The organism is Bradyrhizobium sp. SZCCHNS1050 (assembly GCF_032484785.1).
Classification (GTDB): Bacteria; Pseudomonadota; Alphaproteobacteria; order Rhizobiales; family Xanthobacteraceae; genus Bradyrhizobium.
This window is the reverse complement of record NZ_JAUETR010000001.1, coordinates 5,346,923-5,368,902: the sequence shown is the minus strand read 5'-3', so window position 1 is coordinate 5,368,902 and position 21,980 is coordinate 5,346,923. Positions and strand designations below refer to the sequence as shown.

Here is a 21,980-nt window from a genome sequence, read left to right as displayed (position 1 = left end):
GAAAGGGCGCTACCGAAAACAATGCCCGCCGCTTCGCTCATGCGAACGGATTGCTCGCCCCCATATAGGCGAAGATCCAGCCAAAACCAATGCAATCGATGTCGGGCAGCCCATAGGATCGAACCGCCGCCCTCCCCCGAGGGGCGGGCCGGCGGTCGTTAACCAAAAGAGTTCGGAAACAACCGTTCCGAACGGCAACCACTTACTGGTTGTGGGTCTTCAGCACCTGATCGCAGGCCGGGCTGATCTTGGGGCGGTTCTCCTTCAGGCACGCAAGGATCGTGAAGTCACCCTGATCGATGACGGCACGACAGAACTTCTGAACGTCACGCGTGCAGGCCGCCTGCTCTTCGGGCGTGCCGCCGCGGCCTTGCGCGAACGCACCGGTGGAAACGGACACCGACGACAGCAGGGAAAGTGCCAGGAAAATCTTACGCATCGTGTTCCTTCATTTTGACAGCAGAGGAGACCTCCCGGATCGCCGATGCTGCCCGGGAAACACCTGTTTGGTTTGGCAAGGACCGCAAGCCCCCCAGCGCCGGAGGTACGCTGCCAAATGCGGCCAAATTTGCGCCCTATGATCCCGAGCGGATCAAGCTCGGAGATCACAGCTTTGGCACAAACAAGGCGTTGATACTAGGGCGTTATTCTCGGAACACGTTTTTCGCATTTGGCTGTTGCAAGCTTGCCGCGCGGACCGTTAGATGCAGCGCCGTCGAGGCGGCTTGCGTGCAGCCGTCTTGCGAGGACGACCATTCGGCGCCGACCCGTCGCACGGTGTCGGCGGGCATCATGGCATCCGGTCGCAGCGCCCGACCGGCCGTCATTTGAACCTAACCTTCGGCGAGAACACCAAGTGTTCGAAGCGGCGGCATACGCCGACACAGCGGTGTCATTTTGGATGGGAAACTCGATATGAAACTGTTCGGCTCATCTTTCTCGGGGCACGTCATCAAGGCCGCCGGTCTCGGAGCGGCACTGTTCGTGGCGGCGACCGCAGTTCAGGCTCAGTCGGGCCCGTTCGCCGGCTTCGACGGCTCGTGGTCGGGCAACGGCACGGTCGCGCTGTCGGACGGCACCACCGAGCGCATCCGCTGCAAGGCCAGCTACAAGGTGGCCGGCGCCAATCTGAAGCAGAGCCTGCAATGCGCCAGCGACAGCTACAAGTTCCTCCTGTCCAGTGACGTCACCAGCCAGGGCGACCGCATCTCCGGCAACTGGAGCGAATCCAGCCGCAACGTGAACGGCGAATTGCAGGGCACCGCCGGCAACGGCCAGATCGACGTGTTCGTGCAGGCCGCCGGCTTCGCCGCCAGCATCACCCTGAGGACCAGCGGCAACAAGCAGGTCGTGCAGATTTCCTCCAAGGGCGAGATCCGCGGCGTCAACATCACGATGTCGAAGACCTGATCCTTGGACCGGAGCGTGTCGCGCGCTCACGGGCAGTCGAATGCGCAAACGGCCCTGACAATGTCAGGGCCGTTTTGTTTTGCGGTGCTTCCGCAGCCCTCGGATACGAATGAGACCCGCCGCTGTCGTCGCCCGGCTTGCCGCCTTCGCTAAAGCTCCGGCGCGCCCTTGAACTTATAGCCGCGTCGAAGCCGAAGGCGCAGACGGGACCGGGCGCTCCAGTATTCCAGAGGCTGTCCTGATTGAACCGATAGGCCGCGGCGTGCTGGATCACCCGCTTTCACGGGTGATGACGGCCTGGTTTACGCAATAGCCTGGGCTAAAGCGGCTTGCGCTTCAGCTTCTGCGACAGGTTGATCAGGAACATCGCGGTCGGGCGGAGGATGAAGAGGTCGGCAAACAGCGCCGCCACCATCGAGAACGCGCTGAGCCAACCGAACAGCCGCAGCGACGGCAGATCCGAGAACACGGTGACGACCAGGCCGCAGGCCAGCACCACGGTGGTGAGGATCAGCGCCGGTCCGACCAGCACGGTGGCGCGCTCCACTGCGACGGCGGCACTGACGCCGGGCGCGCTTTCCATCCGCAGCCGGTTCAGGAAGTGGATAGTCGCCGACAGGCCAAGGCCGAAAGAGACCGTGAGCGCCACCACGCTGGCAAATTGCAGCCCCTCACCCATTGCCCACAGCACGGTGCCCGACATCACGACAGGGAAAATGCCGGGCAGGATGCAGGCGAGCATCACCACCCAGGAGCGGAAGGCCAGCCCGATGAACATCGCGACCAGCGCGAACTCGATCGTCAGCCCATGGTTGAGCTTTTCGATCATGCCGGCGGAGTTGCGCGCGGCGATGGCGGCGAGACCGGTAACGGCGATTTCATAGCCGGGATGCTTCTTTCTCACCGCATCGAGCTCGCGGTCGAGCTTGTCGACCACCGGCAGCAGCTGGCTGGAATCGACATCCGGCACGCGGCCGGCGACCACCACGGCATCCTGTTCCTTGTCGATGAAGCGGCGCACGAGGTGCTTGGGGATCAGATTGACATATTCCTGCAACGTCGCCGTATCCGACGAGCCGGCCTTCTCGGCCAGCCAGCGCCGGAGCGTCTCGACCGACCAGACGTTGCCGACACCAGCGGTCTTTTCGACGGTGGCATGGACGTCGGCGATCGCCTGCAACGTCTCCGGCGCATAGAGCGAGGCGCCCTTCGGAAACTGGATGAGCACGTTGACCGGATTGGCGCCGGTCAGCTTGGCATCGAGCCGGTTGCTCGCTGCAACCGCCTGCTGCTTGTCAGGCACCTGGTCGGCGAGGCGATAGCGCGGCTCCAGGGTCGAATACACCACCGCGAGCGAGCCGACGAACAGCACCGCGATCAGGCTGAACAGGCCGGGACGGCCGACCATGCGCACCGCGATCCAGTAGCAGAAATTGCGCAGCGCCTGGACGCCGGCGTCGGCGCCCTGGAATTTGACCGCGAATGTCTTCTCGTTGCGCACCAGCAGCACGCCGAACACCGGCACCAGCGACAGCACCGCGACCAGCGCGATGATGGTGGCTGCGAGCCCCGCCTCGCCGAACTTGCGGATCAGGTCGCTGTCGGAAAACTGCAGGGCGATGAAGGAAATGCCGGCGGTGGCGTGGGTCAGCACGCAAGCCGGGCCGACGACCAGCACGGCGTTCTTGAACGCCGTCACCTTGTCCTGCCCCGCGATCAGGCGGTCGCGGGCGGCGAAGGTAAGCTGCATCGAATCGGAGAAGCTGATGACCATGATGAGCGGCGTCATCACGTTCAGGAACATGTTGAGATTGAAATTGGCCCAGCCGAGCGCGCCGAGCGCGAGCATGATCGCGATCAGCGGCGGAAACGCCGCTGCGATCATGAAGGAGACCTTGCGGAAGAAGATGATGGCGATGATGCAGCCGGCGAGAATGCCGAGAATGTTGTAGGTCAGCCCGTCACGTTCCACCGCGTTGCGGATCTCGAGCTGCATGACCGGCACGCCGGAAAGCTGGACATTCAGGCCGGTGTCGCCGAGGTCCTCCGCCATCAGCTTCCGGATGTCGCCCACCACCTTCCCGAGATCGTTCGAGGCCACCACCTTGGGCTCGAGCGACAGCACGATCAGGGCGAGCGTACCGTCCTCCGACAACAGCTTGCCGCGGATGATCTCGTTCGACTTCACCGTTTCGATGAACTTGTCGTAGGCCTCGCCCTCCGGCAGATCCGACGGAAACAGCGCGGCCGGCAGCTTGCCGGGCGCCGGCGCCTGACGGGCCGAGAACAGCGACACCAGGCCACGGGTACCCTCGACCAGTTGCAGGTCGGTCACGAAGTCACGAAGCTTCTCGAGGTTCTGGCGGGCCAGCAGGGTCTTGCCCTCGACCACGACGAGGACGTCGAATTCCTCGGCCGGGAACTTCTTCGTCACCTCCTCGTACTGGTGGAATTCCTTGCTGTCGGAGCGAAACAGCTGGCTGAGCGAATCGTCGATCTGGATGCGCTTGATGCCGAACACCGCCGCCACGATGAGGACGAGCAGGACGACGCAGGAGAAGATCGGCGCCTTGACCGCGAGGAGGCCGAGTCGTTCGATGCCAAAAGCGATGCTGTCGGCCGGCCGGTGCTCGACCTTCTCGACATGGACTTCGTTGTCGTGCCTGACTTCCAGCATGCGGTGTCCAGTGGTTGGGGTGCGGCCCAATTCTGAGGGCCTGAGCGCATAGGGCAGAAATAAGGCCGCTCAGCGAAGCAGAGATGACCGCATTGTGGCCCGCAGCCCAAGCTAATCCTTGAAAACACGTGAAAATTCGTCGAGGCGATCTAGCAGGGTTCACTCCCCGGCCGCAACCATGCGCGGCCACACAATACGGCGAGCCGCCACGGCTTCCGATCACGCCACGATTCTGCCGTGCTTGAAAAGAGCGTGGATGGCCCCGACGGACGCGGGGCCTCGAAACCTGAACGACTCAAGGACCGGTATCCGACCGAGCCGTCCCTTGCTCTGGGCAGGCCGCGAGCCGGTGCTGGCGAGCACCACCCGCCGCCCCCAGTTCCACAGAGGACCATCACCCTGCGGGAAGGGCGGCCTCGCGCAGCCGGATCGAGTAGTTCGACGCGTTCTGATGCCCGCGCGAGGCGGCGCGCGCAAACATGATGAGGTGATGCGCGATCAGCGCCACGGCGATGAAATTCTCGATCTCGCCTCGCTTGAGCTGGCTCCAGGCAAAGCGCCAGAACGGCCGCTTGTAGTCGCCGAGCACGCCCACCTTCCAGAAAATCTTGCCCATCATGACCAGGCCGCGCCTGATGTTCGGCCAACTCTTCATCTCGTCGCTGACCGGCACCTCGATACGGTTGGCGTAGGTGGTGTCGCATTGGTGCTTGTAGCGCGCGAACAGCCGCTCCGGCTCATAGGCCACCTCCATGCAGCGCCGCCACGCCGTGACCACCTCGTCATAGGGCATCAGGAATTTCACGTTGGAGTCGCGACCGTCATCGTGGACCAGCCTACCCTCGCGCTCGAGGCGGTCCCACAGGGGCGTCTTCGGCAGCGCCTGCAGCAGATTGATCGTGAGCAGCGGGATCCGGCTCTCCTCGACGAACCGCAGCAGCGCGTCCGCGGTCTGCGGCGTGTCGGTGTCCAGCCCCATGATGATACCGGAGACGACCTCCATGCCGTAGCTGTTGATGGTCCTGATCCCCTCCAGGATCGGCACCATCATGTTGTGATCTTTCTGCATCGCCGTCAGCGCATCCGGATCGGGCGTCTCGATGCCGCAGAAGATGGTGATGAAATAGGCCTCACGCATCTTCTCCAGGATCTCGGGCCGCTTGGCGATGTTGAGCGTGGCCTCGCAGGCGAGCCGCATCACATAGCCGGTGCGCTTCTGCCATTCGATCAGATGCGGCAGCAGCTCCGTCGCGGCTTTGCGGTTGCCGATGAAGTTGTCGTCGACAAAATAGACCGAGCCGGTGACGCCGCATTCCCTGAGCTTGTCCAGCTCGGCGATGATCTGCTGCGGCGACTTGATGCGCGGGTTGCGCCCATAGAGGCCGGGGATGTCGCAGAACTCGCACTGATAGGGGCAGCCGCTGGAATACTGGATACTGCCGAGAAAGTACTTCTTCACCTCGGCGAGCTCGTAGGCCGGCACCGGGAAATCCGTCATCGCCACCCGCTCGTTGGTCCGCAGCACGACCTGCTGCGCAGGCCGTGACGGATCCCGCGCCAGCCGCGCGATCAGCTCGTCGGTCGCATCACCGAGCTCGCCGACATGCAGATAGTCGAAGCTCGGGTAGTAGTCCGGACAGGCGCTGACCGAGGGGCCGCCGAGCGCGACCGGCAGGTCGAACGCGTGCGCCCGCTGGCAGATGTCGTTCATCTGCTGACGCTGGATGTGCATGCCGCTGACGAACACCGCTTCGGCCCATGAGAAATCCTCGTCCTGCGCCGGGCGGATGTTCTCATCGATGAAGCGCACCTGCCAGGAACCCGGAAGATAGGCCGCGATCAGCAGCAGCCCCTGCGGCGGCATGAAAGCCTGGATGCCGTCGGTGAGCGGATAGGCATGCTCGAAGGTTCCGAACGACGAGGTGTAGCGCGGAAACACACAGAGAATGCGACGTACCGTTTCGATGCCCTCGAATCTCATCGACTGCCCCTCGCGACAAACCCGCTAACCGGTTACCTTACGGCCGAAGATAAGGCTTCGCTACCCCTTCCGGAAAAGTTGAGTGCGATCGCGCCTTCCGCTCCTGTCGCAAGGCGCGACGTCCCCGCCGCGTGCCAGATGCTCACGCTGCCTGGCATGATCAGACGCGACCTGACGAGGCGACCTGATCCGATGCATCGCAATACGGATGGCGGAATGCGAAGGGCGATCCAAAGTTCCAATCGGATGGATAATTGATCGGTCGAGCGCGACGACTGCTCCCGCCTGTCTCCGACCGACGAACCAATTGCGGAGCGCGCGTGCGCGGCCACTGGTTTGCAATGCATTTGCAGGGGAACGAGGAGCCTCGAAATGGCGCATGCCCTCCGTAGTCGACCGGATGCCCCGACGCCCTCCCCTGCTGCGGAGCACCAACTAATCGATTGAAACGCCAAGCAAAGTACGCTGTGGTTGCATAATACTGACGGTGTCCACTTAACGCTTTCTCCATGAAGGTTTTGCATAACTATTAACAATCAAGCGCCTCCTCCGTCGTAGCAAAAACTCGCGGTATCTCACCTCATGACCTCAAGCCCGACGTCAACGAAGACGGCCACGCGCCAATCCATCGCAGTCAAGCTCTACGCAATCTTTGCGTTGTTTGCGCTATTGACCGCCGCAATCACCTGGCTGTCCGACTACAACTCGCGGCGAGCCACGGAGCTCATCAAAGCCATCGAGACAGCCAATCTCGCCGCTCACAACGTTCAGCTGGTCAACGGCCTTGTCTATGCCGTCGTCATGGAGTCGCGCGGCGTCTATATGTCGACAGACCCCGCCGTCGTGAAGCAATACGGCAACGGCTTGCTCAAGTTCAATGCCGACATCCTGAAGGTCGTCGACAAGTGGCAGGCGATCGTCCAGGCCGACGACGCCCAGCAATTCGCAACGTTCAAGAAGCGGATCGAGCAATTCGTCGAATTCCGCGCCGAACTGGTCCGCCGCGCCAATGAAATCAGCCCGGCTGCGGGACGCGAGTGGGGCGACAACGATGCCAATCGCTCCGTGCGCAAGGCGCTCAACACGGATCTCGAGGCGCTGTCCAAAGTCTATGTCGAGCGCGCAGGAAAGATCGCCGAGGAAACGGCGCTGAACAACAAGCTCTCGCTCGTGCTGACCGGTCTTGGCGGCCTGATGCTGGTTCTGGTCGCAGCCGGCGTGGTGATCATCGCCCGCTCGATCGCTCGGCCGCTGTCGCAGATCACCGATACGATCCGCCAGGTCGCGACCGGCGCCGAGAACGTCGAGGTGCCGCATGCCGGACGGGCCGACGAGATCGGCGAGCTCGCCCGCGCCATCGGCGTGTTCCAGCAGGCGATGGCCCATAACCGCGACCTCAATGTCCAGGTCTCGCAGGACTCGGAAATCCGCGAAGCCCGGGCCCGCCACATCGAGACCGCGGTCGAGCAATTCCGCACCGCGATCGGCAGCGTGATGCGGACCGTCACCGAGAACGCCGCCGCGATGCGCCAAACCGCCGAGATGATCACGCGGCTGACGGCCGACGCCAACGAGCGCGCGGTCACCGCGGCCGGCGCCACGTCGCAGGCCTCGACCAACGTCTCCGCCGTCGCCAGCGCCGCAGAGGAGCTGTCGACGTCGGTCGAGGAGATCGGCCGGCAGATCCGGCAGTCGGCCGGCGCCGTCGAGCAGACCGGCCAACGCACCGAGAAGTCGGTCACGGAGATCGAGGGCCTTGCCGCCGCCACCCAGCGCATCGACGGCGTACTGACCCTGATCCAGACCATCGCCGAGCAGACCAATCTCCTCGCGCTGAATGCGACCATCGAGGCCGCCCGCGCCGGCGAGGCCGGCCGTGGCTTTGCCGTGGTCGCTCACGAGGTCAAGGCGCTGGCCGGGCAGACGGCCAAGGCGACCGAGGAGATCAGCCAGAACGTCGGCCTGATCCAGGCCTCGACCAAGACCGCGGTCGACGCCGTCCGCGAGATTGGCCAGGCGGTCCGCGGCATCAACGAGATCACCTCGAACATCTCCAATGCCATCCAGCAGCAGGACCAGGCGACGCGGGAGATCTCGACCAACGCGCAGTCGACCGCCCAGGGCAACCAGACGCTGGTCATGAACATCGACTCGCTGCGCGACGCCATCAGCGAGACCTCGACGGCCGCCGCCTCCGTCCTGTCGGCGTCCGGCGACCTCAACGCGACCGCGCAGACGCTCGCTAACGAGGTCGAGAAGTTCTTCCAGAACCTGCGCTCGGGTCCGTCTGCGGAGATGCGGCTGCGCAAGGCGAGCTGACGGCGGCGAGCCATCGGTTGCGGAAATCGCCCCCACAAGACGTGATCCGTTCCGACACCGGAACCGTTTCTTGGTTTTTGGAGAGCCATCGTGCGCCAGACAGCCAAGAAACTTCCGTTCGCCTGCGACCCGGTTGAGGTCACCCAGGATGACGTCGAGGACGCCATCCGCACCATCCTGACCTGGATCGGCGAGGACCCGTCACGCGAGGGTCTCTCCGAGACCCCGGCCCGCGTCGCGCGGGCCTACAAGAGCTATTTTTCCGGCTATGAGCAGAACCCCGAGGAGTATCTGCGCAAGACGTTCGAGGAGACCGCCGGCTACGACGAGATGGTGCTGTTGCGGAACATCCCGTTCCAGAGCCATTGCGAGCACCACATGGCGCCCATCATCGGCCGCGCCTGGGTCGGCTACGTGCCGCGCAACCGCGTGGTCGGGATTTCCAAGCTCGCCCGGGTCGTCGAGGCCTATGCCAGCCGGCTGCAGATCCAGGAACGCATGACCGCCGAGATCGCCAACATCATCGACGAGGTGCTGCAGCCGCAGGGCGTGGCGGTCGTGATCAAGGCAGCCCATCACTGCATCAGCTCGCGCGGCGTCAAGAAGCACGGCGTCGATCTCACCACCAGCCGCATGCTCGGCTGCTTCCGCACCGACCCGATGAGCCGCCAGGAGTTCCTGGCTATGGTCAATTCCGACCTGAAGGATTGAGGGGCACGGAAAATCGTCCGCCCGCTGTGATCCAGCCGTCCATGAGCCACGTTATCCGGGATCAAGCATGCGTGCCGGGGACCATGACCACGCGATGAGAGCGGCTGGATTAGCGCAATGGAACGTGGCATCGTCCCGGCATCGATTTGCACGGGCCTTGGGCGCCCGTACCAAGGTGAATGTGAGCAGAGGGCCGAAGGCGACTGTGGATTGGGCTGAATTGATCGGACGCGTCGCCGCGCGCGGCGACCGCGAGGCGTTCAAGGCCCTGTTCGCGCATTTTGCGCCCCGCATCAAAGGTTTCCTCATCAAGACCGGCTGCAACGCCGACGACGCCGAGGAAATCGCCCAATCCACCATGGTGGCGGTGTGGACGAAGGCGGGGCAATTCGATCCGTCGACGGCCGGCGCGGCCGCCTGGATCTTCACGATCGCGCGCAACCAGCGGATCGACGCCGTGCGCAAGGCCGCCCGCGACAGCCGGCTGAGCAGAGAAGTGGGGCGCGACGAGGAAGCCGATCCGACGCTCGCAGCCGACCAGATCGTCTCGCGTGTCGAAGATGCCACACGGGTAGCGGCCGCGATCGAAAGATTATCGGCGGAGCAATCCACCGTGATCCGCCTGTCGTTCGTTGAGGAACGACCGCATTCGGAAATCGCGGCGGTGCTCGGCCTGCCGCTGGGTACGGTAAAGTCACGAATCAGACTGGCGATGAATCGCCTGAGAGACCTGTTGGACGACGCGACATGACGATCAGCCACCACCCGCCGGAAGACCTGCTGGCCGACTTCGCCACTGGTGCGCTCGACGAGGCCGAGCGGCTGGTCGTCGGTGTCCATGTCGCCGATTGCGGCCGATGCCAGCGCTTCGTCCGCGCCATCGAGCAGCTCGCCGGCGCCTCGCTGGACGCGGCCGAGCCGATCGCGACGGGCGCGGATGCTTTCGATGCCGTGATGGCCCGCATCGATCGACGCCCGCAGGCGGCGCCGCAGGTGAGCGAGGTCGCCGAGCACGATCCCGAGCTCGCGGACCTGCCCGAGATGGTCAAGCGCTGCAAGATCGGCAAGCGCCGGCGCGTGGCACCCGGCATCAGCATGCGCCCGATCCTGCTGCCTGGCACCGGCAAATCGCGCGCCTTCTTGCTGCGCTCGGAGCCAGGGGCGCGGATGCTGGAGCATACGCATTCCGGCAATGAGCTGACCTGCGTGCTGAAGGGCAGCTTCAGCCATCTCGGCGGCTATTACGGACCCGGCGACTTCGACTATGGCGACGACGAGGTCGACCATCGTCCGGTGGTCGGTGACGAGGGCCCCTGCCTCTGCCTCGTCGCCATGACCGGCGACCTGCGCATGCACGGCCTGCTCGGCCGCCTCATCAGCCCCTTCGTCCGGCTCTGATCGCATCGTGGCGTGCCGCCGCGGAGCAATCAAGACGAGCTAGATCGGCTGGACGATTCGCCACTTCCCTCCGCGCGATACCGACAGCACGCTGGCGGTGATCCGCATCTGACTCTGCCCCGTTTCCGTTCAGAGAGAGCGCATGGAGGAGAATGATGCGATCAGCAAGCGCGGATCAGAAGGGTTGCGTCGCGCATCTTGGCAGCCTGCTGGCCCGTGCCTGACGCAACGATGAGCAAGCCTTTGCCGAGCTCCATGCTGCAACGATCTTGAAGATGCGGAAGACCGTGCGCGCCTTGCTGCCGTCCGCGGCTGACCTCGACGACATCCTGCAGGATGGCTACCTGAAGATCTGGCGGCATGCCGCGAGCTTCGACCCGACGCGCGCCTCGCCCATCACCTGGATGTGCAGCATCATGCGCAACACCGCGATCGACGCGCTGCGCGCCACCGGCGTGCCGACCTCGGAGCTCGATGAGGCCCTCGCGATCCCCGATTCCGCCGACAGCGCCGCCGACGAATTCGACTACGCGCTGGCGGAACCGATCGCCCGCGAGGCGCTTGGGCGGCTGCCGGAGGAGCGCCGACGGCTGCTGGCGCTCGCCTATCTCGAGGGCGAAAGCCGGACGCGTCTGTCGGAACGGTTTGGCGTGCCGGTCGGCACCATCAAGACCTGGCTGCATCGCAGCCTGCTCACGGTGCGCAAGGACTGTCTTGGCCAGGCCCACGCGGTTACCGCGGCGGCCGCCTGATCGGCTGCATGGCGTGATGACCAAGGTCCCATGACCAGGACACGTGCCGTAAGACACCTTGTCATCGTGCTGGGCGACCAGCTCGATGCGGACTCGGCGGCCTTCGACGGCTTCGACCCGGAGCAGGACGCCGTGCTGCAGATGGAGGTCAGCGACGAGGCCAGCTACGTTCCGCAGCACAAGATGCGCATCGCGTATTTCTTCGCGGCGATGCGCCACTTCCGCGCCGATCTCGAGAGCCGCGGCCGCACCGTCCATTACGTCCGGCTCGATGATCCCGCCAACACCGGCGCACTCGACAGCGAGATCGCGCGGCATCAGGCGGCGCTGCGGCCTGCGGCGACCATCGTGCTGGAGCCCGGCGATTTTCGCGTGCGCGAGGGCTTGCGCAAGCTGCCGCAGCGGCCCGACATCCGCGCCGACCGCCACTTCCTGTGCACGGCGGAGGAGTTCGACGCCTTCACCGAGCGCCATCCGCGCCCGATCATGGAGACGTTCTACCGCGCGATGCGGCGCAAGACCGGCATCCTGATCGACGAGAGCGGCCGCCCGGTCGGCGGCAGCTGGAATTTCGACGCCGAGAACCGCAAGGGATTCGGCAAGTCGCGCCCGCCGATCCCCGTCGCCAGATCCTATGCGCCCGACGCGATCACGCGCGACGTGCTCAAGCTGGTCGCGGCGCGCTTCTCCAACAGTCCCGGCAAGCTCGACCGCTTCGACCTGCCGGTGTCGCGCGTCGACGCGCTGACCGAGCTTTCCGATTTCGTCGCCTGGCGCCTCTCCTTGTTCGGCACCTATCAGGACGCGATGCTGAGCGACGAGCCGTTCCTGTATCACTCGCGGCTGTCGGGCGCGCTGAACCTGCACATGCTGAATCCGCGCGAAGTGGTCGCGGCCGCGCTTCAGAGCCGCAACGCGCCGCTGAACGCGCTCGAGGGCTTCGTCCGCCAGATCATCGGCTGGCGGGAATTCGTGCGCGGCATCTATTGGCAGCGCATGCCTCACTACGCCGATGAGAACGCGCTCGACGCCGGCCTGCCGATGCCGCGCTTCTACTGGACCGGCGAGACCGAGATGCGCTGCCTGGCGCAGGCGATCGGCCATACCATCGATCACGCCTATGCGCATCACATCGAGCGGCTGATGGTGCTCGGCCTGTTCGCGATGCTGCTCGGCGTCCGGCCCTACGATGTGCACCTCTGGCACATGTCGATGTTTCACGACGCCATCGACTGGGTGTCGCTGCCCAACACGCTCGGCATGAGCCAGCATGGCGACGGCGGCGTGGTCGGCACCAAGCCCTATGCGGCGTCGGGCCACTACATCGACCGCATGAGCGACCATTGCCGCAACTGCCGCTACGATCCGAAGCAGGCGACCGGCGACAGGGCCTGCCCGCTCACGACGCTGTATTGGAGCTTCCTTGCCAAGCACCGCCGGCGCTTCGCCAATAATGGCCGCATGCGCAACCAGTACGTCAATCTCGAGCGCCGCAGCGCGGCGGAGATCCGCGCCATCCGGAGCCACGCCGACGCGATCGCGTCGGCCCTGGTGTAACCGGCGTTCGTCCAGCCTGAACAGCGCTCACGGCTTGCTGGCCGGACGCCGATCGGTCATATCTTGGGCAGTTCCATCCGTCTCCCGCCGATCCAGCCCGGAATGCCCTGCCCATGACCGCCGCCATCGTCGCCGTCTTCACGCTCGCCTATGCCGTGGTGGCGCTGGAGCATCCGTTCCGGATCAACAAGGCAGCCACCGCTCTGGTCGGTGCCGGCCTGATGTGGACCATCTACGCCGTCATGGGCGGGACCGCACCGGCCGTTGCGGCTGAACTCAACGAGTCCGTGGCCTCGACCGCGCAGATCATCTTCTTCCTGATCGGGGCGATGACCATCGTCGAGGTCATCGACGCGCACAACGGCTTCGAGGTCGTGACCTCGCTGATCAGCACCAGGAATCAGGTCACGCTGGTCTGGCTGGTCGGCTTCGTGACCTTCTTCCTCAGCGCCATGCTCGACAACCTCACCACCGCGATCGTGATGGTGTCGCTGATGAAGAAGCTGTCGGGGCGTGACGAAGATCGTCTCGTGTTCGCCGCCATCATCGTGATTGCCGCCAATGCCGGCGGCGCGTGGTCGGCGATCGGCGACGTCACCACCACCATGCTGTGGATCGGCGGCCAGATCACGCCGCTCGCGATCATGAAGTCGGTCTTCATCCCCTCGCTCCTGAACCTGCTGGTGCCGCTCGCGGTCGTCAGCGTCACGCTGCGCGGCAAGCAGCTCGCGCCTCCGGCGAGCGCAGGGCTCGCCTCGATCAGCCCGATCCTGCCGTTCGAGCGCAATCTGATGTTCTTCATGGGCCTTGGCATCCTGGTCGCCGTGCCGGTGTTCAAGGCGCTGACGCACCTGCCGCCGTTCATGGGCATCCTGTTCGGCCTCGGCCTGCTCTGGATGGTCGGCGAGATCATCCATCGCGAGAAGGCCTCGGAGCAGAAGCAGCGCCTGACGCTCGTACATGCGCTGACCCGCATCGACATGCCCTCGATCGTGTTCTTCATCGGCATCCTGCTGGCCGTCGCAGCGCTGGAGCACACCCACATCCTGCAGGCGCTGGCGCAATGGCTCGATCGCACCGTCGGCCGGCTCGACCTGATCGTGATCGTGCTCGGCCTCGCCAGCGCGGTCATCGACAACGTGCCGCTGGTCGCAGCATCCATGGGCATGTACAGCCTGAGCCAGTTTCCGCCGGACAGTTTCCTGTGGGAGTTCGTCGCCTACTGCGCCGGCACCGGCGGCTCGATCCTGATCATCGGCTCGGCGGCCGGCGTCGCCGCGATGGGGCTCGAGAACATCCACTTCTTCTGGTACGTGCGCCGCATCAGCGGCATCGCCCTGCTCGGCTATTTTGCCGGCGCCGCCGCCTACATCATCCAATACAATCTGCTTCACTGAGCGGGACCGACGCATGGAATGGTCGTGGCACAGTCTTGCAGCCGTCGCGACCGCCATGCTCATCGGCATCGGAGCTGGCCACGCCGACGACGCGACGATCCGCAGCGGCTACGCGCTCGGCCCGGCCAGTTGCGGCGACGGCGCCCTCACCTTTCCGCGCCTCCAGATCGACATGAAGCCCGGCTTCTGCGCCGGCCTCGTCGCCAGTCGCGACGACGGCCTGCGATTTCCCCGCAGCATCGTGCAGATTCCCGGCCATCAACTGTTCGTGGTCGCGGACATGGGCGGCTGGGGCCATGACGACGGCCGCCTCCTCATCCTCGATCCCGTAGCGCCCGCGGGCCAGCGCATCCGCGAGGCGGTCACGCGACTGTCCTATCCATTCGGCCTCGCCGCGGGCCTCGACGGCAGGATCTACGCCTCGACCGACACCGCGATCTTCCGCTTCGATCCGCTCGCCGCGAACCCGAGAGCGACCATCGAGACCATCATCCGCGATCTGCCTGGGCGCCGCCTGACCTTGCCGGACGGCACCCGGATCGCGGAGAGTGCGCATCCGCTGAAGGCCTTCGCTTTCGACCGCAATGGGCGGCTGTTCGTCAACATCGGCTCGCACAGCGACAACTGCCTGTCGCCGGCGCCGATCACGCGCCCCTGCGCGGCGGGCGACGGCACCTCGCCGCTGGCTTCCATCTGGTTGTTCACGCCGCCCGCCGGCGACCTCTTTCCAGCGCTGAAACCCGGCGATTCCGCTCCGCCTCATGAGGTGTTCGCGCGCGGCTTGCGCAACTCGATGGCGCTGGCGCTGCATCCGCGCTTTCCCGATCCCGGCACCGCGTTCCTGCAGGGCGAGAACGCGCGCGACCTGCAGGACATCTTCGCGCCCAACGAGGAGATCAACGCGATCGAGCAAGGCCGCCACTATGGCTGGCCCTATTGCTACGACCTGACGACGCCGAGCCCGGAATTCAAGCGTGTGCTGCAGTCCGGCGCGCTCAAGAACCTCTGCAACACCACCACGCTCTACAAGCAGCCCTGGTCGCTGCTGCCGCCGCATGGCGCGCCGCTCGGCATGCTCTACTACACCGGCGATCGCTTCGACGACCTGAAGGGCAAGCTGCTGGTCGGCCTGCATGGCTATCGGCCGACCGGCAGCCGGCTACTCGCCTTCGAGGTCGACGACCACGGCTTCCCCAAGCTGAGCCCGGCGCCGGTGCGCTACCATGTGAGCTGCGCCGCCGAGCCAAGCCGCGCTTTCCAGACCGCAGCCGGTCCCGCGCCGGCCGCGGCGTTCGACGAGATCATCACGGGGTGGCATCGCGTCAACGGCATCCGGCCGCAGGGCGCGCCGGTCGGCATGACCATCGCCGACGACGGCGCGATCTGGCTGGTCGAGGACAAGAACCAGACCGTGATCCGCATCGACCGCTCAGGCGAGGCGGCCCCCGACCCCCTGCCCTGCGACATCAGGAACGAGGCGCTGATCGACCGGCTCGCGGCTTTCGTGATGCAGGACGCGGCGAGTCGCGCGCGGCTCACGACCGTGCGCAGGAGCCTGATCGAAAAACATTGCAGCGGCTGCCATTCGGATTTCGGCCTCAAGGCCGGGCAATCCGATGACGACAAGGACCGCGCCGTGCTGCGCTTCATGCTGGCGCAAGACGGCTGGATCTACCCGGGCGATCCCGAAGCCGGCCGGCTGCGTCAACGATTGCGCGGATTGGGTGCCGAGCGGCAGATGCCGCCGGGCGCCAACCTCATCAAGACGGAACCAGGCTACGCCAGGGTGCTTGATGTGGCGGACGATCTGGTCGCGCGCATGATTCCAGGAACCAGGATGCGGGTGAAACCGGGCGGCCCTCCGCATCGCAAGTTCTTCGCCGGCGACGGCCGCGAATGCGGCGAGATCCCGTTCGGCAAGGTCGTCGTGATGACCGAGAGGTCTGCCGTCAATAAGCCCGGCTTCAGCCGTTTCTTCCGGCCCGCCGATACCTACCTCAACGGCACCTGTACGGACGACAATGGCTATTACATCCAACAGCAGTTTCTGGTGCCGCTCTGACCGGCTTGCAATGGCCCGTAGGGCGGGCAAAGCGACCGCCGCAGGCGGCGCGTGCCCACCGGCCGCGCGCACCGGTGCTGATGCTGGTGGGCACGGCGCGAACGAGCGTGCGTTCGGGCGCAAGCGGCGTCGCCCTGCGCCTTTGTCCACCCTACGCATCTCGGGTTTGGCGACTGTTCTCATGCTCTTGCTTGCGAGCGCGCCCACCCTCGCCGCACCAAAGCTGTTCGAGAGCACCCAGCTCACTCCATCCGGCGAATACACCTTCGGCATCGAGGGGCCCGCCGTCGACCGCGACGGCAATCTGTTCGTCGTCAATCTCGGCAAGGCCGGCACGATCGGCAAGCTCGCGCCGGAGGCGACGGCCTCCGAAAAGTTCACCGAGCTGCCCGACAACAGCATTGGCAACGCCATCCGCATCGACGCCACGGGCACGATGTTCGTCGCCGACTACAAGCGCCACAACATCTTCGCCATCGCCCCCGGCACGACCGAGCCCCGCCTCGTCTTCCATGCCGATGACATGAGCCAGCCCAACGACATCACGCTGGCGCGCGACGGCACGATCTATGCGAGCGATCCCAACTGGAAGGCGCGCAGCGGCCGCATCTGGCGGATCGCGAAAGGACCCGACGGATCCCTGCAAGGCGCAGCCATGTCGGCGCCGCGTGCCATGGGCACCGCCAACGGCATCGATCTCAGCCCAGACGGCCGCACGCTCTATGTCGGCGAATCCAACAGCGGCGAGCTCTGGTCCTATGCGATCGACGGCGACGCGCTGACACGGCCCAAGCTGATCAAGACCTTCGAGCCGAACACGATCGACGGACTGCGCACCGACGCCAGCGGCCGGCTGCTGGTCGCGCACATCCTCAAGGGCAGCATCGCCATGCTGGCGCCGGATGGGCGCATGATCCGGGAGATCGCGCTGAAAGCCAGGGAGCCGACCAACCTCGCCTTCGGCGGCAGCGACGGCAAGACCGTGTATGTGACCCAGCGCCAGGGCGGCTTCATCGAGTCGTTTCGGACTGATGTCGAGGGGCGAGAGCATTGTTTGCAGATGCGGAAGTGCTGAGCTTCTCTGCTGGTGCCGGATTCAGCATGGCGCTCGCTGTCTGAACGACAACTAATAGATCGCGCATATCCGCCATGCCCGAATTGCCCGTCGTGCCAGTTTGTCGCACGCTTGCCCACTTGTGTCGTCGGGCACATCAGACCGATGTTTCCGGCCATCCCGGGCTCGTGAGAGGGGCGTATCGCGATCGTCACGAACGTGGAGCCTGGGGAGCGGTGGGCGTGTGGTGCTGCAGCGTGATCAGTCGCGCGGACGAACGGCATGATGCGCACGGTGAAGTCGTGATGTCCCGACACCCCGATGCTGGTGTCAACCTGGCGCAATACGATCGCGCTGGGGATGGTGGCCAGAAAGCCCGGCGCACCAGGGAGACCACGTATAAGCCGTAAAGCCATCGCGCAGGGAATGCCGGGTTGATCCGGCTGCACCTGTGGTTCCTGCCGCCTGCATTCTTTTCGCAGGCGGGCCATGGGTGAGGCCATCACCCGGCATTCCCTGCGCCCTCTTGTTCTCAGAGGGTTCGAGCTATCCTTCATGACTCGGACAGATCGTGTCGCGAGAACGCCGCCCCGTACCCCGTGTCATGTCCGCGCAGGCGGGCATCCGGTACGCCGCGGCGTCTCGATTCATCACCCCTTCCGGCGAGTACTGGATCGTGAGGCCGGCACCTTTCATCTCACCCGCAAATCAAGGCCCCCGCGTGCGCGAGAGCCTCGATAGCAATGGCGATCGCTTATCGCCCGTACACCACCGGCGCGCGGCGCACGATGAGCGGCGGCGGCAGGTCGCGCTCCCAGACACGGCCGTCGTCGAACTGGATGCGCATGCCGTCGGGCGAATACACTGCGCTTTCGTCACGTGCGTCGATCCAAAGCCGGCTATTGGGAGCATTCCAGTCCGGCCAGGCCTGGAGGGACTCGCCGGTTTCGGTGGTCAGGTTCACGGCATCGCCGTTCTGCGTCACGAAGGCCGGCGCGCCGATCATTCCGTCGCGGCACATCTGGATGCAGCGGTAGGTGCCGGTGAGGTTCGCACTCGGCTGGGCCGAGGCGCTGCCGGCGACGCAGGCGCCGACCAGGCCAATGACGATTGCAACACGTTTCATGTCGATCACTCCATCGCTCGAAAGGGTCAGCCAGCCCCCATTCGGGCCCCTCGGGCGGATCAAGTGCGATGCGGGAAAAATGTTCCGACCGTTCCCGGTCAGGGAACCCTACTCGACCATCACGACATCGACGGCGACGCCGAGCTTCTGCTTGCGCGAGCCGACGATGATGCCATCGACCGGCGAGACGTCGGAGAAGTCGCGGCCCATGCCGAGGATGATGTGATCATTGCCGACCAGGAGATCGTTGGTCGGATCGAAGCCGATCCAGCCGAGGTCGTCGCCGCACCACAGCGACACCCAGGCATGGGTGGCGTCGGCGCCCTGCAGCGGCGGCCGGCCCTCGGGCGGGATGGTGCGCAGATAGCCGCTGACATAGGCCGCGGGGAGACCGAGACCGCGCAGGCCGGCAATCATGACGTGAGCAAAGTCCTGGCAGACGCCGTGGCGATTGTCGAACACCTCGCGCAGCGGGGTCGAGATCACGGTCGCCTTCGGATCGTATCTGAACTCCTTGCGGATGCGCCGCATCAGATCGGCGGCGCCGGCTACGATCCCCGTCTCGGCGGAGAAGCTCGCCGCGGCGTAGTCCGTCACCGGCTCCAGCACCGGCGCCAGCGCGCTGGCGAAGACGTAGCCGATCGGCGACGACGGGCCGAGGCTCGTCGCCTCGAAAGCTGCATCGCGCACCTGCTCCCACTCCGCACTCGGCGCATCGCGCTCGGGCGGCGTGCGCGACAGCTTCACCCGCGAGCGCGAGTCGATGCGCAGGTGGCGGTGCTGAGTGTCGATCACGATGCTCTCGGTCAGTGTGCCGAAGAAATCGCGCCGCGCCGTCCGCTCCGAGGGACGCGGGCGGATGTCAACGCTGTGCGAGATCAACTCCTGGCCGTCGCCGCTGAGCGGCTCCAGGCGCAGCGAGCAGCGCGCGAAGCTGACGGCACTCCCGTATTCGTAGGTGGTGACATGGCGGATGTCGTAGATCACGCGAGGCCCGTCAGCTTTTCCGGCCGCGTCGCGTTCGGACCGTGTGGGAAGTAGTGCTGACCGATCGCCTCCGCCAGATTGAGCAGGTCCTGCTCCAGTGCAAACAAGGCGCGGCCATCGAGATGGGCCGCCTCCGCCGCGGTCAGCCGCGCGCCCAGCGAGATCGCGAGGCGTTGCGGCCGCTCGATCAGCCCGTTCTCCTTCAGCACCGGGAGGCTCGCGATGTGCTCGTTGAGCAGCTCGACCTGGAACGCGACCGAGCGCGGATTGTAGAGGTCGAGCACGACGAGATCGCGGATCGGCGCCAGCGACGGGCCGATCAAATAGCGCGAGCGGTAGGTGATCTGGCAGTCGACCAGCGTGAGCAGGACGTCGAGATCCTCGGGCGTCGCCTCGTCATAGCCGAACTGCCGCGCGAACCGCGCGGTGTTGATGGCGCGTTCGGCGCGGCGCCCCATGTCGAGGAAGCGCCAGCCGGCGGCGCGGTTCATGTTCTCCTGGGCAAGGCCGGCGAAGCTCGCAAGCCGGTCGAGCGTGAGCTCGGCGATGCTGACGACGGCGTCCTCATCCTCGGCCTCCTGCGCCAGGCGATTCGGCATCTCGGTGATGACCTGCCAAGCGTCGGGCGAGAGGCGCTCGCGCAGCGAGGTCGCGGTGCGCTGAGCCGATCTGAGCAGCGACAGCGCCGAGCCGAACTGCGCCTCGGCCTGCAGGGCCTCAGCCGCCACCTGAAATCCCTTGCTGCGCGAGGTCTGCTCAACCGCGCCCCACGCCAGCAACAGCCGCTGGATACGCTCGGAGGTGTTGAGCTGCGCCGGCGATCCCTTGCCGGGATCACGATGCTGGGCTGCGAGCGCCCGGATCAGCCGCACGGTGGCCTCGGCGCGCTCCAGATAGCGTCCGAGCCAGAACAGATTGTCGGCGGCGCGGCTCGGCAGCACGCCGGCGATGCGGCGTATCCGCACATTGTCGGAGCCCGGCAGCAAGGTGCGCGCCGCCACCGCCTTGTCGGCGACCACCCAGACGTCGGCGGCGCGCGCGCCATCGCCCATCGACACCGCGCGCGCATCGAGCTTGTCGGCGATGCGACAGAAGCCGCCGGGCATGACGGTCCAGCCGTCGGGCGTGGCGGCCGCGAACACCCGCAGCACGAACGGCCGCGGCGCGATCCGACCGTCCTCCCACACCGGCGTGGTCGACAGCCGCACCACCTCCTGTCCGACATAATCGATGCCGCGCTGGCTGATCGCAGCGCGCAGCCGCTCGCGCTCGGCGGCCGAGAGCTCACCAGCCAGCACCGGACCGCTGCTTGCGAAGCCCGGCACGGCGCGGCCATAGGCGCCTTCGATCGCGAACTCCTCGAGCCGCGACAGCACCTCGTCGCGTGCGGACTTCTGGCCGCACCACCAGGTCGCGATGTGCGGGATCTTGAGATCCTCACCGAGCACGCGCCGCGCAAGGCTCGGCAGGAAGCCGAGCAGCGCGCGCGCCTCGAGCACACCAGAACCCGGCATGTTGGCGATCACCACACCGCCCTTGCGCACGACGTCCATCAGGCCGGCGACGCCGAGTCGCGAGCCGGCATCGAGTTCGAGCGGATCGAGCGAGTTGGAATCGAGCCGCCGCAGCAGCACGTCGACGCGCTTCAGGCCGGCGACGGTGCGGATATGCACGCGGTCGCCGCTGACAGCGAGATCGTCGCCCTCGACCAACAGAAAGCCGAGATAGCGCGCCAGCGTCGCGTGCTCGAAATAGGTCTCGCTGAACATGCCCGGCGTGAGCACGCCGATGCGCGGCTCGTCACGATCGGCGCTGGCGCGCAGAGCATCGCGGAATGCTTCGAAGAACGGCGCGAGCCGCTCCACGTTCATGGACTTGTAGATCGAGGAGAAGGCGCGCGACAGCACGAGCCGATTTTCCAGCGCATAGCCCATGCCGGACGGCGCCTGGGTGCGGTCGTTGAGCACCCACCAGCCGCCGTCGGGCCCGCGGCCGATATCGGCGGCGTAGATGCTGAGGAAGCGGCCGCCGGGCGGTTTGACGCCGCAGACCGGGCGCAGATATTCGCTGGACCCGGCGACGGCGGCTGCCGGCAGCGCGCCGCTCGCCACCAGCCGTCCCTCGCCATAGATGTCCTGCAGCACCCGTTCGAACAGTTCGGCGCGCTGGACGATGCCCTGGGACAGTTGCGCCCATTCGGACTCGTCGATCAGCAGCGGCAGATGGCTCAGCGGCCACGATCGCTCGGCGTTGTCGCCCGGCGAGCGATAGGTGACGCCGGCTTCGCGCAGATGGCGATCGGCGGAGGCGAAGCGGCGCTCGATGTCACTCGGCGCGAGTGCGGCGAAGGTCTCGGCAAAGCGGGTCCAGACCGGTCGCGGACGGCCGTCGGCCCCGATGAACTCATCGGGGATGCCGGGGAGCCGGGCATAGTCGCGGGCCCAATGCTCGGCCCGGCGCAGCGGAGAACGTGCCGCCGGCCGACCGGCGGCGCTCGCTCCCTGGTCCTGGCCGCTCGAGCCGTCCATACCCTGGTCCTCCGCACAAAC

The 21,980-nt window shown here is 65.8% G+C and carries 15 protein-coding genes and 1 pseudogene; 10 read left to right on the top strand and 6 right to left on the bottom strand.

Annotated features, from left to right (window positions below):
- Positions 1-202 precede the first annotated feature (202 nt).
- Positions 203-439, bottom strand: coding sequence for a hypothetical protein (locus QX094_RS24235; RefSeq protein ID WP_315714894.1), 237 nt, complete (start codon positions 437-439; stop codon positions 203-205).
- Positions 440-915: 476 nt separating this feature from the next.
- Between QX094_RS24235 and QX094_RS24230 the strand changes: the two genes are divergently transcribed.
- Positions 916-1,410 (top strand): hypothetical protein, encoded by a 495-nt coding sequence (locus QX094_RS24230; RefSeq protein ID WP_315714895.1) that lies wholly within the window; start codon positions 916-918, stop codon positions 1,408-1,410.
- Positions 1,411-1,729: 319 nt separating this feature from the next.
- Here the strand turns inward: QX094_RS24230 and QX094_RS24225 are convergent, their stop codons facing one another.
- A complete protein-coding gene (locus QX094_RS24225) occupies positions 1,730-4,087 on the bottom strand; it encodes an efflux RND transporter permease subunit (RefSeq protein ID WP_316188176.1) in 2,358 nt (785 codons plus the stop codon).
- 394 nt (positions 4,088-4,481) lie between these two features.
- Positions 4,482-6,068 carry a B12-binding domain-containing radical SAM protein gene (locus QX094_RS24220; RefSeq protein ID WP_316188175.1) on the bottom strand — a complete coding sequence of 529 codons (1,587 nt, stop codon included), beginning with the start codon at positions 6,066-6,068 and terminating at the stop codon, positions 4,482-4,484.
- Between the two features lie 582 nt (positions 6,069-6,650).
- Between QX094_RS24220 and QX094_RS24215 the strand changes: the two genes are divergently transcribed.
- The 9 genes and pseudogenes from QX094_RS24215 to QX094_RS24175 all read left to right on the top strand — a co-directional run bounded on the left by QX094_RS24215 (position 6,651) and on the right by QX094_RS24175 (position 17,339).
- A complete protein-coding gene (locus QX094_RS24215; RefSeq protein ID WP_315826346.1) occupies positions 6,651-8,387 on the top strand; it encodes a methyl-accepting chemotaxis protein in 1,737 nt (578 codons plus the stop codon).
- A gap of 90 nt (positions 8,388-8,477) precedes the next feature.
- Positions 8,478-9,098, top strand: coding sequence for a GTP cyclohydrolase I FolE (gene folE / locus QX094_RS24210; protein WP_316188174.1), 621 nt, complete (start codon positions 8,478-8,480; stop codon positions 9,096-9,098).
- 205 nt (positions 9,099-9,303) lie between these two features.
- On the top strand, positions 9,304-9,849 hold the full coding sequence (locus tag QX094_RS24205) for a sigma-70 family RNA polymerase sigma factor (protein WP_315826481.1): 546 nt from the start codon (positions 9,304-9,306) through the stop codon (positions 9,847-9,849).
- The gene (locus tag QX094_RS24200; protein ID WP_315749232.1) at positions 9,846-10,496 is read left to right on the top strand and encodes a ChrR family anti-sigma-E factor; all 651 of its coding nucleotides are present in this window, start codon (positions 9,846-9,848) and stop codon (positions 10,494-10,496) included. Before QX094_RS24205 ends, QX094_RS24200 begins: the two co-directional genes overlap by 4 nt.
- A 155-nt stretch (positions 10,497-10,651) precedes the next feature.
- Positions 10,652-11,248 (top strand): annotated as a pseudogene (locus QX094_RS24195) (RNA polymerase sigma factor).
- 30 nt (positions 11,249-11,278) lie between these two features.
- Positions 11,279-12,805: a cryptochrome/photolyase family protein gene (locus tag QX094_RS24190; RefSeq protein ID WP_315749229.1), complete on the top strand. Its 1,527-nt coding sequence runs from the start codon at positions 11,279-11,281 to the stop codon at positions 12,803-12,805.
- 113 nt (positions 12,806-12,918) lie between these two features.
- A complete protein-coding gene (gene nhaD / locus QX094_RS24185) occupies positions 12,919-14,202 on the top strand; it encodes a sodium:proton antiporter NhaD (protein WP_315749228.1) in 1,284 nt (427 codons plus the stop codon).
- A gap of 13 nt (positions 14,203-14,215) precedes the next feature.
- Complete coding sequence (locus QX094_RS24180) at positions 14,216-16,264, top strand: PQQ-dependent sugar dehydrogenase (RefSeq protein WP_316185202.1); 2,049 nt, start codon at positions 14,216-14,218, stop codon at positions 16,262-16,264.
- A 181-nt stretch (positions 16,265-16,445) separates the two neighbouring features.
- Positions 16,446-17,339, top strand: coding sequence for an SMP-30/gluconolactonase/LRE family protein (locus QX094_RS24175; protein WP_316185201.1), 894 nt, complete (start codon positions 16,446-16,448; stop codon positions 17,337-17,339).
- A 733-nt stretch (positions 17,340-18,072) separates the two neighbouring features.
- Here the strand turns inward: QX094_RS24175 and QX094_RS24170 are convergent.
- The 3 genes from QX094_RS24170 to QX094_RS24160 form a co-directional block, all read right to left on the bottom strand.
- The gene (locus QX094_RS24170) at positions 18,073-18,453 is read right to left on the bottom strand and encodes a hypothetical protein (protein ID WP_315714907.1); all 381 of its coding nucleotides are present in this window, start codon (positions 18,451-18,453) and stop codon (positions 18,073-18,075) included.
- A 99-nt stretch (positions 18,454-18,552) separates the two neighbouring features.
- Positions 18,553-19,431 (bottom strand): transglutaminase family protein, encoded by an 879-nt coding sequence (locus tag QX094_RS24165; protein WP_315714908.1) that lies wholly within the window; start codon positions 19,429-19,431, stop codon positions 18,553-18,555.
- Positions 19,428-21,959, bottom strand: coding sequence for a circularly permuted type 2 ATP-grasp protein (locus tag QX094_RS24160; RefSeq protein WP_315826352.1), 2,532 nt, complete (start codon positions 21,957-21,959; stop codon positions 19,428-19,430). Before QX094_RS24160 ends, QX094_RS24165 begins: the two co-directional genes overlap by 4 nt.
- Positions 21,960-21,980: the final 21 nt, after the last annotated feature.

Bases quoted from the DNA above. Each gene is read 5' to 3' on its own strand.
- nhaD (WP_315749228.1), top strand. From the start codon at position 12,919: ATGACCGCCGCCATCGTCGCCGTCTTCACGCTCGCCTATGCCGTGGTG.
- QX094_RS24190 (WP_315749229.1), top strand. From the start codon at position 11,279: ATGACCAGGACACGTGCCGTAAGACACCTTGTCATCGTGCTGGGCGAC.
- QX094_RS24225 (WP_316188176.1), bottom strand. From the start codon at position 4,087: ATGCTGGAAGTCAGGCACGACAACGAAGTCCATGTCGAGAAGGTCGAG.
- QX094_RS24215 (WP_315826346.1), top strand. From the start codon at position 6,651: ATGACCTCAAGCCCGACGTCAACGAAGACGGCCACGCGCCAATCCATC.
- QX094_RS24175 (WP_316185201.1), top strand. From the start codon at position 16,446: ATGCTCTTGCTTGCGAGCGCGCCCACCCTCGCCGCACCAAAGCTGTTC.
- QX094_RS24235 (WP_315714894.1), bottom strand. From the start codon at position 439: ATGCGTAAGATTTTCCTGGCACTTTCCCTGCTGTCGTCGGTGTCCGTT.
- QX094_RS24220 (WP_316188175.1), bottom strand. From the start codon at position 6,068: ATGAGATTCGAGGGCATCGAAACGGTACGTCGCATTCTCTGTGTGTTT.
- QX094_RS24230 (WP_315714895.1), top strand. From the start codon at position 916: ATGAAACTGTTCGGCTCATCTTTCTCGGGGCACGTCATCAAGGCCGCC.
- QX094_RS24180 (WP_316185202.1), top strand. From the start codon at position 14,216: ATGGAATGGTCGTGGCACAGTCTTGCAGCCGTCGCGACCGCCATGCTC.
- QX094_RS24160 (WP_315826352.1), bottom strand. From the start codon at position 21,959: ATGGACGGCTCGAGCGGCCAGGACCAGGGAGCGAGCGCCGCCGGTCGG.
- QX094_RS24200 (WP_315749232.1), top strand. From the start codon at position 9,846: ATGACGATCAGCCACCACCCGCCGGAAGACCTGCTGGCCGACTTCGCC.